Below are 17,343 nucleotides of genomic sequence, written 5' to 3' on the forward strand. Positions count from 1 at the left end.
CGTCATGGAAAGGACGTCCGATGACCCGCTTCATCGACCGCGTTGTCATTCACGCGCGGGCGGGTAACGGCGGCAACGGCTGCGCGTCGGTGCACCGCGAGAAGTTCAAGCCGCTCGGTGGCCCCGACGGCGGCAACGGTGGCCGCGGCGGAAGCGTCGTCTTCGTCGTCGACCCCCAGGTGCACACGCTGCTGGATTTCCACTTCCATCCGCATGTGGTCGCGCCGTCCGGCAAGCAGGGTGCAGGCAGCAACCGTGACGGTGCCGCGGGCACCGACCTTGAGGTCAAGGTCCCCGACGGGACCGTCGTGCTCGACGAACACGGCCAGATCCTGGCCGACCTCGTCGGCGAGGGCACCCGCTTCGAAGCCGCCGCCGGAGGCCGGGGCGGACTGGGCAACGCCGCGCTCGCGTCACGGGCCCGAAAGGCGCCCGGCTTCGCACTGCTCGGGGAGAAAGGCGAGTCCCGCGATCTCACCCTTGAGCTCAAGACGGTCGCCGATGTCGGTCTGGTCGGCTTCCCGTCCGCCGGTAAATCGTCGCTGGTGTCGACGATCTCGGCCGCCAAGCCCAAGATCGCCGACTACCCGTTCACCACGCTCGCGCCCAACCTCGGCGTCGTCTCGGCCGGGGAGCACACCTACACCGTCGCCGATGTCCCCGGGCTGATCCCGGGTGCCTCACAGGGCCGCGGGCTCGGGTTGGACTTCCTGCGTCACATCGAGCGCTGCGCGGTGCTGGTGCACGTCATCGACTGCGCGACGCTGGAACCGGGCCGCGACCCGATTTCCGACATCGAGGCGCTGGAAGCCGAACTCGCGGCGTACACGCCGACCTTGCAGGGTGACTCGACGCTCGGTGATCTCGCGGAACGCCCGCGGGCGGTGGTGCTCAACAAGATCGACGTTCCCGAGGCCCGTGAACTGGCCGACTTCGTCCGCGAGGAGATCGAGGCCAAGTTCGGCTGGCCGGTGTTCGAGATCTCGACGGTCGCCCGGGAGGGCCTGCGGCAGTTGACGTTCGCACTGTGGGACATGGTGGCCGCCTACCGGGCCGCCCAGCCCGCCGCGGTGTCGCGGCGCCCGGTGATCCGGCCGATCCCGGTGGATGAGACGGCGTTCAGCGTCGTACCTGACGGCCAGGGCGGGTTCGTCGTCAAGGGCACCCGGCCACAACGGTGGGTGGCGCAGACCAACTTCGACAACGACGAGGCCGTCGGCTATCTCGGCGACCGCCTGGCGCGCCTCGGTGTCGAGGACGCACTGCTAAAGCTCGGTGCGCGGCCCGGCTGCGCGGTCACCATCGGTGACATGACATTCGACTGGGAGCCGCAGACCCCGGCGGGCGTGGACGTACCGCTGACCGGACGCGGCACCGACGTCCGTCTCGAACAGACCGACCGGGTCGGAGCCGACGAGCGCAAGGCCGCACGGAAGGCGCGCAGGCAGAGCGGCGACGAATGAGCGCCCACCGGGACGCGATCCGCACCGCGCGGTCGGTCGTGGTCAAGATCGGCACCACCGCGCTGACCACTCCCACCGGCGTGTTCGACACCAGCCGGCTGCAGGACCTGGCCGATGCCATCGAGGCACGGATGAAGGCCGGTTCGGACGTGGTGATCGTGTCCTCGGGCGCGATCGCGGCGGGCATCGAACCGCTCGGGCTCACCAAGCGGCCGACCGATCTGGCCACCAAGCAGGCAGCGGCCAGCGTCGGGCAGGTCGCCCTGGTCAATACGTGGAGTTCGGCGTTCGGCCGTTACCACCGCACCGTCGGGCAGGTGCTGCTCACCGCGCACGACATCTCGATGCGGGTGCAGCACACCAACGCCCAGCGCACGCTGGACCGGTTGCGTGCCCTGCATGCGGTGGCCATCGTCAACGAGAACGACACCGTCGCCACCAACGAGATCAGGTTCGGGGACAACGACCGGCTGTCCGCGCTGGTGGCGCACCTGGTCGGGGCCGATGCGCTGATTCTGCTGTCCGACGTCGACGGGCTCTACGACAGCGATCCACGCAAGGGGAACGCGCGCTTCATTCCCGAGGTCGACGGCCCGGACGATCTCGAAGGGGTGACCGCGGGCCGGGGCAGCCATCTGGGCACCGGCGGAATGGTCTCCAAGCTGTCCTCGGCGCTGCTGGCCGCCGATGCCGGGGTGCCGGTGCTGCTGGCGGCGGCGTCGGACGCGGCGGCGGCGCTCGACGGCGCATCGGTCGGCACGGTGTTCGCGCCGCGAAAGGAACGGATGTCGGCGCGCCGGTTCTGGGTGCGCTACGCCGCAGAGGCCTCCGGGGCGCTGACGCTGGATGATGGAGCCGTCAAAGCCGTTGTGCGTCAGCGGCGTTCGCTTCTTCCCGCCGGTATCACGGCGCTGTCGGGGCGGTTCTACGGTGGTGACGTCGTCGAGCTGCGCAACCAGGATGCCACCATGGTCGCCCGCGGTGTGGTTGCCTACGACGCCGCCGAACTCGCGACGATGCTGGGCCGGTCCACGTCCGATCTACCGGCTGAGATGCGCAGACCTGCGGTACACGCCGACGATCTGGTCGCGGTCTGAGAGTCCAGGCAGTTCGTCGGCGAGCAGTGCCAGCATCGGCGAGCATCCGTTGTCGATCTTCACGTCGGCGAGGTCGTCGCCGCGGGTGCGGCCCCGGTTGATGATCGCGACCGGTTTCCCTGTTGCGGCGGCGTGGCGGACGAACCGGTAACCGGAGTAGACGGTCAGCGACGATCCCGCCACCAGCAGCGCATCGGCACCGTCGACAAGTGAGAAGGCCTGTGCCACGCGCTCTTTCGGCACGTTCTCACCGAAATACACGATGTCCGGCTTCAGCATGCCGCCGCACCGCGGACAGTCGACGACCTGGAATGACGCGGTGTCGGCCACCACGGCGTCGGCGTCCGGGGCCACCGCGATCCCACCGAGCTGGGTGGCGCCGTCGGCGAAACCGGGGTTCGCCTGCTCGAGCAGCTCGGCCAGGGTCGCCCTCGCCATGGTGTGCCCGCATTCCAGACAGATCACCCGCGCGTAGGTGCCGTGCAGGTCGATGACCACCTTGCTGCCGGCCTTCGAATGCAGCAGGTCGACGTTCTGGGTGATCACCCCGGAGACCACCCCGGCGTGTTCGAGTGCCGCCAGCGCCCGGTGCCCGGCGTTGGGCTGCGTCTGGTCCATGTGCCGCCACCCGAGGTGGTTGCGTGCCCAGTAGCGCTGCCGGAACACCGGGTCGGAGGTGAACTGGCGGATCGTCATCGGATTGCTCGGCGGGGAATCGGGTCCCCGGTAGTCCGGGATCCCCGAGTCCGTCGACATCCCCGCCCCGGTGAGCACCGCGACACGTCTGCCCTGCAGCAGCGCGACGAGTTCGGGTGCCTCCACGAAGACGAATGTAGGCGATCAGCCCTGATGGACGTGTTCCTGCTGGTCAGCGCCGTCGTGGGTGGTGTCGGCGCCGTCGAGATCGTCCTGCTCCTCGTGAACGTCGTCGTCGTCCTCGTCGTCTTCGTCGAGGTCGTCGTGTTCGAAATTGACGATCTCCACCACCTCGATGTGCTTCTCGACGCGGTGCTCGTCGGCCAGCGGCACCGACACCGTCAGGATGCCACGGTCGTAGACCGCGTTGACATCGTCCTCGTCGGCGCCGTCGGGCAGCGGAAGGCTGCGGCTGAACGACCCGTAGGCGAATTCCGAGCGGACGCAGTTGTCGCCGGCGCGGGACCGCTGCGCGGTGATGGTGACGCGGCCGTCGCGCACCGTCACCTCGATGTCCTCCTCGGGATCCACACCGGGCAGTTCGGCGCGGATCTCGTACATGTCGTCGTGCAGTTCGTCCTCCACCCGGATCGTGCGGGTCTCGAAGAACGGGCGCAGCGCGGCGAAAGCGGGAAGGTTGTCGAGCAGGTCGGCGAGGTCAGACAGCAGCGGGCGCGATTGGCGTTGGGTGGCAACCTTGTTCATGGCTTCACCATGCGCGCCGCATGCAAAATTCCGGGATCGGGCACGGTTCGCGCGGGGAAACGACAGACCAACACGCACGTTGTCGCCGGGTGACCACGGCCGGCGCATCGCCGCGGCGACTGCGGTTGGCAGCGCTGGGTGAGCTCGACGAGTTCCTGACGAAACCGCCGTGTCGCCGTGGGGTCATGCATGACCGCGGCGGTGGCGGGCAACAATGAGGCATGGATTTCTATTCGGCGTACCGGCAGGGGTTCGTCCGCGTCGCGGCCTGCACCCAACACGTGGCCATCGCGGACCCGGCCGCGAACGCGAAATCCGTCCTCGAGGTGGCGCGCGAGTGCGACGCGGACAGCGTGGCGCTGGCCGTGTTCCCGGAGCTGACGCTGTCGGGGTATTCCATCGAGGACATCCTGCTACAGGACGCGCTGCTGGACGCGGTGCACGAAGCCGTGCTGGAGGTCGCGGCCGGTTCCGCCGGCATGATGACGGTGCTGGTGGTCGGGGCGCCGCTGCGGTTCGGTCACCGGATCTACAACACCGCGGTCGTCATCCACCGCGGCAGGGTGCTGGGCGTCGTGCCGAAGTCCTACCTCCCGACCTACCGGGAGTTCTACGAGCGGCGCCAGCTGGCCGCCGGTGACGACGTCTGCGGCACCGTGCGCATCGGTGACGTCGACGCCCCGTTCGGCCCCGATCTGTTGTTCACCGCCACCGACGTGCCCGGGTTCGTCCTGCATGTCGAGATCTGTGAGGACATGTTCGTGCCGATCCCGCCGAGTGCCGAGGCCGCGCTGGCCGGGGCGACGGTGCTGGCCAACCTGTCCGGCAGCCCGATCACGATCGGGCGCGCCGACGACCGCAAGCTGTTGGCCCGGTCGGCGTCCTCGCGTTGCCTGGCGGCCTACGTGTACGCCGCGGCGGGGGAGGGGGAGTCGACCACCGACCTCGCCTGGGACGGTCAGACGATGATCTGGGAGAACGGTGTCTGCCTGGCCGAATCCGAACGCTTCCCGGAAGGGGTGCGGCGCTCGGTCGCCGACGTCGACCTCGAACTGCTGCGCGCCGAACGCCTGCGGATGGGCACCTTCGACGACAACCGCGTGCACCACGGGATCACCGCCGACGGGTACCGCCGCGTCGAGTTCCGGCTCGACCCGCCACCCGGTGACATCGGGTTGCGCCGGGAGGTCGAGCGGTTCCCGTTCGTCCCGTCGGATCCCTCACGGCTGCAACAAGACTGCTACGAGGCCTACAACATCCAGGTGTCCGGGCTGGAACAGCGGTTGCGGGCCATCGGCTCGCCGAAAGTGGTCATCGGGGTGTCCGGCGGTCTGGACTCCACGCATGCGCTCATCGTCGCGGCCCGCGCGATGGACCGGCTGGGCCGGCCGCGCAGCGACATCCTGGCGTTCACACTGCCCGGTTTCGCGACCGGCGACCGGACCAAGGGCAATGCGGTCCGTCTCGGTGAGACGCTGGGGGTGACGTTCTCGGAGATCGACATCCGCAAGACGGCGGAGTTGATGCTGACCGAGATCGAGCACCCGTTCGCCCGCGGTGAGAAGGTCTACGACGTCACGTTCGAGAACGTGCAGGCGGGGTTGCGCACCGACTATCTGTTCCGGCTGGCCAACCAGCGCGGCGGCATCGTGCTGGGCACCGGCGACCTGTCCGAGCTGGCGTTGGGCTGGTCCACCTACGGCGTCGGCGATCAGATGTCGCATTACAACGTCAATTCCGGGGTGCCCAAGACGCTGATTCAGCATCTGATCCGGTGGGTGATCTCGTCGGACCAGTTCGACAAGGCGGTCAACGAGGTGCTCCAGTCGGTCCTCGACACCGAGATCAGCCCCGAACTCGTACCCGCAGGAGAGGACGAGGAGATCCAGAGCACCCAGGACAAGATCGGACCCTATGTGCTGCAGGACTTCTCGCTGTTCCAGGTGCTGCGCTACGGATTCCGGCCGTCCAAGGTGGCCTTCCTGGCGTTCCACGCCTGGAGCGACGCGTCACACGGCGACTGGCCGCCGGGCTTCCCCGAGGGCAAGCGGCCGGCGTACCCGCTCAAGGAGATTCGGCACTGGCTGCAGGTCTTCGCGCAGCGGTTCTATTCGTTCTCGCAGTTCAAACGCTCGGCGCTGCCGAACGGTCCCAAGGTGTCCGCCGGGGGGTCGTTGTCGCCGCGCGGGGATTGGCGCGCCCCTTCGGACATGTCGGCCCGCACCTGGCTCGACGAGATCGAGCGGTCCATCCCTAGCGAGTAGCGGTACCGACCCCGGGAACGAAGCGCCCGACGCCGGCCAGATAGTCGCGGTAGTCGGCGCCGTGCACCGCGCGCAGATAGGGCTCCTCGACCGCCCGCACCTGCAGTTCGATCGTGAACACCAGGATTGCGAAGCCCGCGACGGCCACCACGTTCGGCGTGACCAGCATGATGCCGAACGCGAACACGATCATGGCGGAGAAGATCGGGTTGCGTACCCGGGCGAACACCCCGGTGCGGACCAGCGGCGTCCGCTCCGACGCGTCGACGCCGATGCGCCAGGCGTCACCCATGTCGAGTTGGGCGTAGACGGTTGCGGCAATGCCCGCAGTGGCGATGACGATGCCGGCCACGTGGATTCCGGTGGCCGTCAGCAGCGGCGCGACCAGGCCGGCCCACTGCAAAGCGGGCGCCGCCACGGCCACAGCGATGGCGACGAGGAACCCGACCCCGGCGAACCAATCGAGCGAGCCGGGCCGCCCGCTGACGCCCTTGAACCCGGTGGACCCGGTGCGGCGCCGCTGAACCCAACTGCGCCAACCGAATCCCACGGCGGCGAAGACACCGAACAACGCCAGAGCGACGACGGACATGACGGCTCCCTTCTGTGGACCGCTAGCGGCAACACGGGTCGCCGCGCCAGGCCTCGAGGCCTTCGCGCACCGCCAGCGCCGCAATGCCCAGCGCCGCAACGGGGTCGGCCCAGGTCCAACCCAGTAGCGCGTGCAGCACAAGGCCGACGAGCAGCACCGCGGACAGATAGGCGCACAGCAGCGTCTGCTTCGAATCCGCCACCGCCGACCGCGATCCCAACTCGCGGCCGGCCCGACGCTGGGCCAGAGACAGCGTCGGCATCACGGCCAGGCTCAGTCCTGCGAGGACGATGCCGATCGGTGTGGGTCGCGGCTCGCGAACCCCCACCAGCGAGAGCGCGGCGTCGACGGCGACATAGCAGGCCAACGCGAAGAACGAGAATGCGATGAACCGCAGGGCGGCCTTCTCGCGGGTCTCGGGATCCACGGCGGAGAACTGCCATGCCACCGCCGCCGCGGAGGACACCTCGACCACGGAGTCGAGCCCGAACCCGACCAGCGCCGCCGACGACACCCGGCTGCCTTCGGCGAGTGCGACCACCGCTTCGATGACGTTGTAGGTGATCGTCGCCGCCACCAGGAACCGGATGCGCCGGGTCAGAACGCTGCGGCGCTCCGCGGTCAGGGCCATCAGCAGCAGGCCTGCTCATCGGCGGCCGGACAACACGCCGGATCCACGTCGAGCACCAGGCCGACGAGATCGGTCAGTGCGTGGGCGATCCTCGGGTCGGCGAGCCGGTAGCGGCTGCGACGACCCTCGGGGCTGACGCTGACCAGCCCGCAGCCCCGCAGGCAGGCCAGGTGGTTGGACAGGACCTGGCGCGTCACGCCGATCCGGTCGGCGAGCTCGGACGGATAGCCGGGCCCCTCCCGGAGGATCAGCAGGATCTCGGCGCGGGTCGGATCGGAAAGGGCGCAGCCGAACCGGGAGAGCGCGTCACTGTCGAACACCGTCCGCATATCGCCGACGGTACATCAGTCCCTGAATTCAGGAAAGGCTGAACTATTCAGAGCCTGCCGTCGATGCGCAGGTCGGGATGCACCCAGGACGGCGACCGGCGCTCCTTGAACGCCATGAACCCCTCGATGGATTCGGGTGCGCCGAGGCTGGCCTGCATGCCGATGCGGTCGTAGAGGCCGATGTAGTTGTCCAGGCTGGACTTGACCAGCGTCCTGGCCGCGGGCGCCGTCCGGCAGCACTGCGCCAGCACCTCCCTGGCCGCATCGGCGAGGTCGTCGTGCGGCACCACCCGGGCCACCATGCCCCAGTCGTGCGCCTCCTGGGCCGACAACGTCCGTCCGGTGAACATCAGGTCGCGGGTGCGGACCGGCCCGATCAGCCGGGCCAGCATGTGGCTGTAGTAGGTGTCGGCGATGCCGCGGTACAACTCGGGAACGCGGAACGTGGCCCGCTCGCTGACCACCGCCATGTCGGCGCACAGCGCGATCTGCAGGCCGCCGCCCTGGCACAGGCCGTTGACCGCGGCCACCACGGGCTTGGCGGACTGACGCAGGGTGTCGAACGGCAACGCGTCCATCCCGAGCGCGGGCCCGAATGTCATCCAGTTGTCGGCTCCGCCGCCCCCCATGTCGCCGCCGGGCGCGAAGAGGTCACCGGTACCGGTGATCAACAACCCGGCGAGGTCGGGATCGCTCTCGACATGCTTGACCGCGTACTTGATCCCGAAGTACATCGCCGGGGTCATCGCGTTGCGCGCCTCCGGCCGGTCGAGCCTGCAGACCCCGAACGGCCCTTCCCGGGTGAAGTGCAGGTACGGGGTACCGAGCCAGTCGCCTTCAGGTGGGCGGGGTTCCGTGGTCATCCCGGGCAAGTCCTTTCGTCGGTCAGGACGCTTCCAGGACGTCCTCGACCGCCTCACTGTAAGGGGCACAGTCACCCGCACCGTGCACCAGCGTCGACAATGCCCCGGCGGCGCACGCCCTGGCCAACGCGTAGTCGGCGCCTCGGGGCCAGTTCGCGGCGAGCACGCCGGCGAACACGTCACCCGCGCCCGTGGTGTCCACCGCCTCGACGGCCGGAGCCGGGAACTCCAAACGGGTTTCGCCGACGTATGTGGCGCCGCGGGCGCCCCGGGTGATGACCAGGTGCGGCACCCGCGGCCGGTCCCCGTCGAGCCATCCGTCGGACTCGGTCTCGTTGACGACGACCACGTCGGCGAGGTCGGCCAGTGCCGACGCCTGTGCCGACGCGGGGGAGGCGTTGAGCACCACCGTCGCACCGGCGGATCGCCCGATCCTGGCCGCCGTGACGGCGGTGTCGATCGGGATCTCCAACGACAGCAGCACCACGTCGCTGTCGGCGACCACCTCCCGGACGGCAGGCGAGCTCAGACTCAGATGGCCGTTGGCCCCCGGCGCGACCACGATGCAGTTCTCGCCCGCGGCGTCGACCAGGATCGCCGCGGAACCGCTGGGGCCCGGCACGGCGGTGACCCCGTCCAGGCCGACGGCGTTGGCCTTCAGATGCGCCTTGAGTTGCTCGGCGGCGGCGTCGGTGCCCAGTGCCGCGACGAGCTGGACCTGCGCCCCGGCGCGCGCCGCCGCGACCGCCTGGTTTCCGCCTTTACCGCCCGGCGTCGACGACAGGGCGGAGGCCAGCACAGTCTCGCCGGGCCGTGGCAGGGCGGTCACGCTGAACGTGAGGTCGACGTTGGCACTGCCCACCACGCTGAGCCGCGTCGCCATAACGGTCCAAGGTAGCCGCTGACGTGCTCGACGCGTGTCGAATGCCGACTCGAACGCCGATGTGGCGTTCGATACGCTGGCCTGATGAGCGTGCAGGCCCCCTCTGTCCCTGACTTGCGGCAGCAGGTTCACGACGCTGCCCGGCGGGCCCGCGGGGCGGCCAGAGCGCTGGCCTCGCTGAGCACCGAGACGAAGAACCGCGCGCTGTGCACCGCCGCCGACCACGTGCTGATGAACACCCGCACGATCCTGGACGCCAACACGGCCGACCTCGACGCGGCACGGGCCGCGGGCACCCCGGAGGCGATGCTCGACCGGCTGGCGTTGAACCCGGCGCGCGTCGAAGGCATCGCCGACGGCCTGCGCCAGGTGGCGGGCCTGCCCGACCCGATCGGCGAGGTGATCCGCGGCCGCACGCTGCCCAACGGTCTGCAACTACGTCAGCAGCGAGTGCCCCTCGGTGTGGTCGGAATCGTCTACGAGGGCCGCCCCAACGTCACCGTCGACGCATTCGGCCTGACCTTGAAGTCCGGCAATGCCGTTCTGCTGCGCGGAAGTTCGTCGGCGGCACGGTCCAACGCCGCGCTGGTGAACGCGCTGCGGGCGGCGCTGGCCACTGAGGGACTCGACACCGACGCCGTGCAACTGCTGCCCAGCGAGGACCGCGCCAGCGTCACGCATCTGATCCAGGCCCGCGGGCTCGTCGACGTGGTGATTCCGCGCGGCGGGGCCGGCCTGATCGACGCGGTCGTGCGCGATGCGCAGGTTCCCACGATCGAGACCGGCGTCGGCAATTGCCATGTCTTCGTTCATGAATCAGCCGACCTGGACATGGCGGAGGAGATCGTCCTGAACGCCAAGACGCGCCGGCCCAGCGTCTGCAACGCCGCCGAGTCGCTGCTGATCGACGCGGCCATCGCCGATGTCGCGGTGCCCCGGCTGACCGGGGCGCTGACGGCGGCCGGCGTCACGGTGCACGCCGACCCGTCCGAGGACGAACTGCGCGCCGAATTCCTGTCGATGGACATCGCTTTGGCCATCGTGGATGGAGTGGACGGGGCCATCAGTCACATCAACGAGTACGGCACCGGCCACACCGAAGCCATCGTGACCACCGATCTCGCTGCCGCGCAACGGTTCAGCGAGCGGGTGGACGCGGCGGCGGTGATGGTGAACGCATCGACCGCGTTCACCGACGGCGAGCAGTTCGGTTTCGGCGCCGAGATCGGAATCTCCACCCAGAAGCTGCATGCCCGGGGGCCCATGGGTCTGCCCGAACTGACGTCGACCAAATGGATCGTGTGGGGTGACGGCCACACCCGTCCGGCCTGAGCCCGAGGAGAGAAACCCGTGAGCGTTCCCGCACAGACCGTGCCGCTGTTCGCCGACATCGACGATGTCGCGAGGCGGCTCGCCGAAACCGGATACCTGCCCGACACCGCGACGGCCACCGCGGTGTTCCTCGCCGACCGGCTCGGCAAGCCGCTGCTGGTGGAAGGGCCCGCCGGTGTCGGCAAGACCGAACTGGCCCGCGCCATCGCCCAGTCCACCGGCTCCGAACTGGTGCGCCTGCAGTGCTACGAGGGCGTCGACGAGTCCCGCGCGCTCTACGAGTGGAACCACGCCAAGCAGATCCTGCGCATCCAGGCCGGGCAGGGAGAGGGCGCTGACTGGGACCGCACCAAGGACGACGTGTTCTCCGAAGAGTTCCTGCTGACCCGGCCGCTGCTGACCGCGATCCGGCGCACCGAACCGACGGTGCTGCTGATCGACGAGACCGACAAGGCCGACATCGAGATCGAAGGCCTGCTGCTGGAGGTGCTCAGCGACTTCGCGGTGACGGTCCCCGAACTCGGCACCATCACCGCTGAGCGCCGGCCGCTGGTGGTGCTGACGTCGAACGCGACCCGCGAGCTGTCCGAGGCGCTCAAGCGTCGCTGCCTGTTCCTGCACATCGATTTTCCCGACCCTGATCTGGAGCGGCGCATCCTGCTGTCCCGGGTGCCGGAACTGCCCGAACGGCTCGCCGAGGAACTGGTGCGCATCATCGGTGTGCTGCGCGGAATGGCGCTCAAGAAGCTGCCCTCGGTCGCCGAGACCATCGACTGGGGCCGGACCCTGCTGGCGCTGGGCATGGACACCGTCGACGACGAGGTCATCGCCGCGACGCTCGGTGTCGTGCTCAAGCACCAGTCCGACCAGATCAAGGCCTCCGGGGAGCTGAGGCTCAACTGATGCCTCCGCGACGCACCCGCCCTCCGCAGCCCCTGGCTCCCCACGGAATTCCCGGACACCTCGTCGAGTTCGTGGAAGCCCTTCGGGGGCAGGGTATTTCGGTGGGTCCGTCGGAGACGGTGGATGCCGGCCAGGTGATGGCCACCCTGGGCCTGGCCGATCGGGACGTGCTGCGGGAGGGTCTGGCGTGTGCGGTGCTGCGCCGCTCCGATCACAGGGAGACCTACGACGCGCTGTTCGACCTGTACTTCCCCGCGGCGCTGGGCTCCAGGACGGTGCTCGACGACGAGTCCGACGGCGAGTCCGGTCTGCCGCCGGAGGACATCGAGGCGATGCGTCAGGCCCTGCTCGACATGCTGACCGACAACGAGGAGCTGGCCAACCTCGACGAGCGACTGGCGGCGATGATCGCCCAGATCGTGGAGGCCTACGGCCGGTACAACTCCAGCCGCGGTCCGTCGTACTCGTCGTACCAGGCGCTCAAGGCGATGAGCCTGGACGACCTGGAGGGCCGGCTGCTGGCCGGTCTGCTCGCACCGTACGGCGACGAGCCCACGCCCACTCAGGAGCAGATCGCCAAAGCCGTTGCCGCGCAACGCATCGCTGCGCTGCGCAAGATGGTGGAATCCGAGACCAAGCGGCGCACCGCCGAGCAACTCGGCCGCGATCACGTGCAGATGTACGGCGTCCCGCAGCTCGCCGAGAACGTCGAGTTCCTACGGGCGTCGGGGGAGCAGCTGCGCCAGATGCGGCGCGTGGTCGGCCCGTTGGCGCGCACACTGGCCACCCGGCTGGCGGCGCGGCGGCGCCGCTCCCGCGCGGGGGAGATCGATCTGCGCAAAACCCTGCGCAAGTCGATGTCCACCGGCGGTGTCCCGATCGACTTGGTGCTCAAGAAGCCGCACCCGGCCCGACCCGAGCTGGTGGTGCTGTGTGACGTCTCCGGCTCGGTCGCCGGCTTCAGCCACTTCACGCTGCTTCTGGTGCACGCGCTGCGTCAGCAGTTCAGTAGAGTTCGCGTCTTTGCCTTTATAGACACCACCGACGAGGTCACCGAGTTGTTCGGTCCTGATGCGGATCTGGCCGTGGCGGTGCAGCGGATCACCCGCGAGGCGGCCGTCTACACCCGCGACGGGCACTCCGACTACGGGCACGCGTTCGTGTCGTTCCTCGACAAGTTCCCGAATGTGCTCTCGCCGCGCAGTTCGCTGCTGGTCCTCGGCGACGGCCGAAACAACTACCGCAATCCCGAGGCCCATCTGCTCGCGCACATGGTCAACGCCAGCAGGCACGCGCACTGGCTCAACCCCGAGCCCAGGCACCTGTGGGGCAGTGGCGACTCCGCCGTGCCGCGCTACCAGGACGTCATCACGATGCACGAGTGCCGTTCGGCCAAGCAGCTCGCCTCGGTCATCGACGCCCTGCTGCCCGTCTGATTCCCGCCGAAATTGCATTCCACGCGGTGCTTTTCGTCGGCAGACCGCGTGGAATGCAGGTACGGCGGGGTGGGTCAGGTCAGCGACAGCGTGACGGCGCCGCCCTTGGGGTCGGCGTCGGCCACCAGCGACCACGGCGCCCGGTAGATCCGGCCCGGTGCGGCGGGCCACGGCGTGCGTTTGGTCGCCAGCACCCGGCCGTCCTGCACCGCACGCAGCTTCGGCAGCCGTCGGTACTCGTCGGTCCACAGCAGCAGATCACCCCGGGCCGGAATTCCGCCGTCCGCCGAGACGAGTTGCGGGGCAACCCACCGCAACGGCGTCTCGACCCGGATCGGCGCGACCGCGGGCGTCGGGGCGGCCTCGTCGCGACTGGTAAGCCAGGCCCGCACCGCCGACGCGACATGACGGCCGTCGAGCGCGGCGCCGTCGGCGGTGTCCACCGGATGCAGCAGATTGCCGACCGCGAACACGCCGGGCCGGCTGGTCCGCAACGCGGGGTCGACGACGGGGCCGCGGGTGGCCGGATCCATCTGCAGCCCGGCGGTGCGGGCGAGCTCGTGGTCCGGTATCCAGTCGCCGGTGAACACCACGGTGTCACAGGCGATCTCGCGGCGGTCTCCGGTGGCGGTGTGCTCGACGGTGACCGAGCGGACGCGGTCCTTGCCATGGATGCCGACCACTGCGCTGCCGGTCAGCACCGGTCCGTCCAGCAGCAGCCGCCCCGCGGACCGGAACGCCGCGTACGCCTCGGCGCGCGGGTACGCGCTGACCATCGCCGCAGTGGTGCAACCTGATTCGCGAAGCGTCAGCGCGGCCGACCAACTGACCAGTTCTGCGCCGACGATCACCGCGCGGCTGCCGACGCGGGCATGATGCAGGTGGACCAGGTTCTGCAGCTGACCGGTGGTGTACACGCCGTCGGGCCGGTCACCGGGCACCAGCCGCGCGGGGCGGGGGCGCTCACGGGCGCCGGTCGCGAGGATCACCGCGTCGGCGGTGACGGTCCGCACCCCTCGGGGGGAGGTGACCTGCAGGGTGCGCTCGCCAGCCCAGCCGGTGACCATCGCCTCGGTCTCCAGCACGGCGCCCGCGTCCGCTGCCATCGCCGACAGTCGCCGGGCGTATTCGGGGCCCGAGATGAAGCGGTGCAGATCCCGTATGCCGTATCCGGGGTGGTCGCTGTGCCGCGGTATCCCACCGGTCTGGGCCTCACGCTCCATCACCAGGACCTCGCCGTCCACCAGCGGTGCCAGCGTCGCGGCCGCGGTCAGTCCCGAGGGGCCGCCGCCGATGACGGCCACTGCGACATGGTTCATCGGTCCGCTCCCGCCCGGAGCAGCGCCTGGGTGTGCGCGCCACAGTAGAACCCCTGGCAGCGCCCGTTCATCACCCGGGTGCGTCGGCGCAGCCCGTCGAGGTCGGCGGGCGGAATGGGGGAGTCGAACGCATCGCGGATCTCACCGGCGCTGACCCGCTCGCAGAAGCAGACGATGCGGCCGTACTCGGGGTCGGCGGCCACGCGTCCGGTGTCCTGGTACGGGCGCACGCCGGCCTCCCCGAGGTTGGGCATCCGCGGCGGCGGTGGCAGGTCGTCGCGCTCGGTGACGTCGACACCGGCCTCGCCCAGCAACCCGCTCACGTACTCGGCGATCGCCATCCCCGAAGTCAGTCCGGTGGAGCGGATTCCGCCGACGAGGAGGTAACGCTGCTGGACGTCGACGTCGATGAGGTAGTCGTCATGGTCGGTCGCGGCGCGCAGGCCCGCGTAGCCGGCGGTGATCTCCTCGTCGAACAGCGACGGCATCAGAGCGCGGCCCTTCGACACCAGGAACTCGAAGCCCTTCTCGGAGGTGCCCGTGGCAGTGCGGTCTTCGAGGTTCTCCGACGTCGGGCCGACCATTACATTGCCGTAGATGGTCGGGCTGACCAGCACACCCTTGCCTCGCGACGACGGCACGGCCAGCACGATCAGCGGCACCATCGGCCGGGTCAGCTTGTCGAACACCAGAAGCTCGCCCCGGCGCGGAGTCACGGTGAAACGGCGGTAGCCGAATTCGGCGTCGAGGTGGTCGGCGCCCAGTCCGGCGGCGTTGATGACCCAGCGCGCACGCACCTCACCGGAGGTGGTGCGCAACGTGGTGTGCTCGGGACCGGTTTCCACCGCGGTGACGCGCGCCCCACGCAGCAGCCGTGCGCCGCGGGCCACCGCATCGGTGGCCAGCGCCAGGTTCGTGGTCCACGTGCAGATGATCGCCTCGCCGGGGACGTCGAGTCCTGCCAGCGCGCCCGGGCCCAGGTCGGGCACCCGCCGGTACACCTCGTCGGCCCCCACGATGCCGCACGCGCGATAGCCGTTGCGTTCGGCCTTGACCATCAGCCCGGGAAGCGCGCCCGCCTCTTCCTCGGTCCAGGCGACCAGCATGGCCCCGGTGCGTTCCACCGGGATGCCGGTCTGCCCGGCGTACTCACCGAGCAGCTGGTAACCGCGGGCGACCAGGCGTGACTCCAGCGTGCCGGGGGTGGCGTCGAATCCGGTGTGCAACAGCGCGGTGTTGGCCTTGCTGGTGCCGTCGCCGACGTCGCCGCGCGCCTCCAGCAGCGTCACCGACAGCCCGGTGCCCGACAGGGCACGGGCGATCGCACAACCCACGATCCCGGCGCCGATCACGACGACGTCCGAGATGTCCTGCCGACTCATGATGTGCTCTCCTTGTGTGAATCATGTTGAGCCAGCGTCATTTCGGCGGCACGACGCCAACGGTCCAGAAAGTCTGCGGCGCGGTCGGCCGACCAGCGCGGTTCGTAGGTGTGGTGCGGGAACCATGTCCCCACCGCATCTGCGGCGGAGGTCCCGGGTTCGAGCGCGAGCCGCGCGCAGGCGGCGGCACCCAGTGCGGTGGCGTGCAGCGACGGGTACACGTCGACCGGCATCCGGGCCAGATCGGCCTGGGCCTGCATCAACGCCGTGGACCGCGTCAGGCCGCCGTCCACCCGCAGCCGCGTGAGCGGCCGGCCCAGGTCGGCGGACACCAGGTCGGTCAGCGCCGTCACCTGGGCGGCGATACCTTCCACCAGTGCGCGCACCAGCTGCCCGCGGCCGCTGGACAGCGTCATGCCCGAGAACGAGGCGGTCGCGGCCGAATCCCACCACGGCGCCGCCAGTCCGGCCAGCGCAGGCACGCACAACACGCCGTCGCTGGATTCGGCTGCCGCGGAATCGATTTGATCGGCGGCTGGCACGAGCCCCAGCTCGACGGCCCACCTGACCGCCGACGCCGCGGTGTAGACCTGGCCGTCGATGCAATACGACGTCGCGCCGCGCAACCGCCACGCCACCGACGTCGTCAGCCCCGAGGTCGACCGCACGGGTTCGGACCCCAGCTGTGCCAGCAGGAACGCGCCGGTGCCGTAGGTGCATTTCGCCGAGCCCGCCTCCAGGCAGCTCTCGGCCAGCAGCGCGGCCTGCTGGTCGACGATCAGGCCTGCCACCGGCAGTGTGGGCCCGAAGACGTCGGTGGTACCCACGATCTCGTCGCTGCCGACGATCTCGGGCATCGCCTCGTCGTCGAGTCCGAACAGGGTCAGCAGGTCCTGGTCCCACTGCGCGCTGTCCAGCGAGATGAGCAGTGACCGGCTGGCGGTGGACGCGTCGGTGACGAACGCGCCGCACAACCGGTGCACCAGCCAGGTATCGGTCGTCGTCACGACGCCGGCCCGGGTCAGGTGGGAGCGGATCCACGCCATCTTCGGTGCCGAGAAGTACGGATCGAGCACCAGACCGGTGCGGCGAGCCACCTCCTCGGCGCGGTCGGCCACCGCGGCGCACAGGGATTCGGCGCGCCGGTCCTGCCACACCACCGCCGGGGTGAGCGCTCGGCCGGTGGCGCGGTCCCAGGCGAGCACCGTCTCGCCCTGGTTCGCCAGCGCGACCGCGGCGACCGGGACGTCCGCCTGTGCCAGCGCGCGGCGGCCTGCGGTGACGACGGAGTCGAACAGCGCCTCGGGGTCCTGTTCGACGCCTCCGCCGGCGAGGTAGGCCGGGCGCAGCGACACCTCGGCGGTGGCAAGAACCCGACCCGCCCCGTCGACGACGACAGCCTTGGTACCCGAGGTGCCTTGGTCGATGGCCAGGATGTGGTGCATCGG

The 17,343-nt window shown here is 69.8% G+C and carries 16 protein-coding genes; 6 read left to right on the forward strand and 10 right to left on the reverse strand.

Annotation, left to right across the window (positions count from 1 at the left end; all coding sequences use genetic code 11):
* Positions 1 to 20 precede the first annotated feature (20 nt).
* Entirely contained in the window at positions 21 to 1,463 is a 1,443-nt protein-coding gene (gene obgE, locus BN976_RS16190; protein WP_036371951.1) for a GTPase ObgE, read from the forward strand.
* A complete protein-coding gene (gene proB, locus BN976_RS16195; RefSeq protein WP_011781100.1) occupies positions 1,460 to 2,560 on the forward strand; it encodes a glutamate 5-kinase in 1,101 nt (366 codons plus the stop codon). The genes obgE and proB overlap by 4 nt, the downstream gene beginning before the upstream one ends.
* Here proB and BN976_RS16200 read toward each other — a convergent pair.
* Both BN976_RS16200 and BN976_RS16205 read right to left on the reverse strand, forming a co-directional pair.
* Positions 2,504 to 3,382, reverse strand: coding sequence for an NAD-dependent protein deacetylase (locus BN976_RS16200; RefSeq protein WP_036371953.1), 879 nt, complete (start codon positions 3,380 to 3,382; stop codon positions 2,504 to 2,506). The genes proB and BN976_RS16200 overlap by 57 nt on opposite strands.
* Before the next feature lie 18 nt (positions 3,383 to 3,400).
* Positions 3,401 to 3,961: an Hsp20/alpha crystallin family protein gene (locus BN976_RS16205; protein WP_011781098.1), complete on the reverse strand. Its 561-nt coding sequence runs from the start codon at positions 3,959 to 3,961 to the stop codon at positions 3,401 to 3,403.
* Positions 3,962 to 4,182: 221 nt separating this feature from the next.
* Here BN976_RS16205 and BN976_RS16210 point away from each other — a divergent pair, with 221 nt between their 5' ends.
* Positions 4,183 to 6,225 carry an NAD(+) synthase gene (locus tag BN976_RS16210; protein ID WP_011781097.1) on the forward strand — a complete coding sequence of 681 codons (2,043 nt, stop codon included), beginning with the start codon at positions 4,183 to 4,185 and terminating at the stop codon, positions 6,223 to 6,225.
* On the opposite strand, the gene BN976_RS16215 is transcribed toward BN976_RS16210, so the two are convergent.
* The 5 genes from BN976_RS16215 to BN976_RS16235 are packed head-to-tail and all read right to left on the reverse strand — an operon-like array spanning position 6,215 to position 9,523.
* Positions 6,215 to 6,817, reverse strand: a complete 603-nt coding sequence (locus BN976_RS16215; protein WP_011781096.1) for a methyltransferase family protein — start codon at positions 6,815 to 6,817, stop codon at positions 6,215 to 6,217. The two genes, BN976_RS16210 and BN976_RS16215, sit on opposite strands and share 11 nt — an antisense overlap.
* A gap of 22 nt (positions 6,818 to 6,839) precedes the next feature.
* Positions 6,840 to 7,448 carry a cation efflux transmembrane domain-containing protein gene (locus BN976_RS16220; protein ID WP_011781095.1) on the reverse strand — a complete coding sequence of 203 codons (609 nt, stop codon included), beginning with the start codon at positions 7,446 to 7,448 and terminating at the stop codon, positions 6,840 to 6,842.
* Positions 7,448 to 7,777, reverse strand: coding sequence for an ArsR/SmtB family transcription factor (locus BN976_RS16225; RefSeq protein WP_036371956.1), 330 nt, complete (start codon positions 7,775 to 7,777; stop codon positions 7,448 to 7,450). Before BN976_RS16225 ends, BN976_RS16220 begins: the two co-directional genes overlap by 1 nt.
* Positions 7,778 to 7,824: 47 nt before the next feature.
* Positions 7,825 to 8,640, reverse strand: a complete 816-nt coding sequence (locus tag BN976_RS16230; RefSeq protein ID WP_011781093.1) for an enoyl-CoA hydratase/isomerase family protein — start codon at positions 8,638 to 8,640, stop codon at positions 7,825 to 7,827.
* Positions 8,641 to 8,662: 22 nt separating this feature from the next.
* Positions 8,663 to 9,523, reverse strand: coding sequence for a PfkB family carbohydrate kinase (locus BN976_RS16235; RefSeq protein ID WP_011781092.1), 861 nt, complete (start codon positions 9,521 to 9,523; stop codon positions 8,663 to 8,665).
* Positions 9,524 to 9,607: 84 nt separating this feature from the next.
* On the opposite strand from BN976_RS16235, the gene BN976_RS16240 reads away from it, so the two are divergent.
* From BN976_RS16240 to BN976_RS16250, 3 genes are read left to right on the forward strand one after another with little or no spacing between them, the layout of a single operon-like run.
* Positions 9,608 to 10,855, forward strand: a complete 1,248-nt coding sequence (locus BN976_RS16240) for a glutamate-5-semialdehyde dehydrogenase (protein ID WP_011781091.1) — start codon at positions 9,608 to 9,610, stop codon at positions 10,853 to 10,855.
* An 18-nt stretch (positions 10,856 to 10,873) separates the two neighbouring features.
* Positions 10,874 to 11,758 carry an AAA family ATPase gene (locus BN976_RS16245; RefSeq protein ID WP_011781090.1) on the forward strand — a complete coding sequence of 295 codons (885 nt, stop codon included), beginning with the start codon at positions 10,874 to 10,876 and terminating at the stop codon, positions 11,756 to 11,758.
* Positions 11,758 to 13,194: a vWA domain-containing protein gene (locus BN976_RS16250; protein WP_011781089.1), complete on the forward strand. Its 1,437-nt coding sequence runs from the start codon at positions 11,758 to 11,760 to the stop codon at positions 13,192 to 13,194. Before BN976_RS16245 ends, BN976_RS16250 begins: the two co-directional genes overlap by 1 nt.
* Positions 13,195 to 13,268: 74 nt before the next feature.
* Here the strand turns inward: BN976_RS16250 and BN976_RS16255 are convergent, their stop codons facing one another.
* From BN976_RS16255 to BN976_RS16265, 3 genes are read right to left on the reverse strand one after another with little or no spacing between them, the layout of a single operon-like run.
* Entirely contained in the window at positions 13,269 to 14,513 is a 1,245-nt protein-coding gene (locus tag BN976_RS16255; RefSeq protein WP_011781088.1) for an NAD(P)/FAD-dependent oxidoreductase, read from the reverse strand.
* Positions 14,510 to 15,895, reverse strand: a complete 1,386-nt coding sequence (locus BN976_RS16260; RefSeq protein ID WP_011781087.1) for an NAD(P)/FAD-dependent oxidoreductase — start codon at positions 15,893 to 15,895, stop codon at positions 14,510 to 14,512. The genes BN976_RS16255 and BN976_RS16260 overlap by 4 nt, the downstream gene beginning before the upstream one ends.
* Positions 15,892 to 17,340, reverse strand: a complete 1,449-nt coding sequence (locus tag BN976_RS16265) for an FGGY family carbohydrate kinase (RefSeq protein WP_011781086.1) — start codon at positions 17,338 to 17,340, stop codon at positions 15,892 to 15,894. The genes BN976_RS16260 and BN976_RS16265 overlap by 4 nt, the downstream gene beginning before the upstream one ends.
* Positions 17,341 to 17,343: the final 3 nt, after the last annotated feature.

The sequence above is a fragment of the Mycolicibacterium austroafricanum genome (assembly GCF_000612725.1).
GTDB lineage: Bacteria > Actinomycetota > Actinomycetes > Mycobacteriales > Mycobacteriaceae > Mycobacterium > Mycobacterium austroafricanum.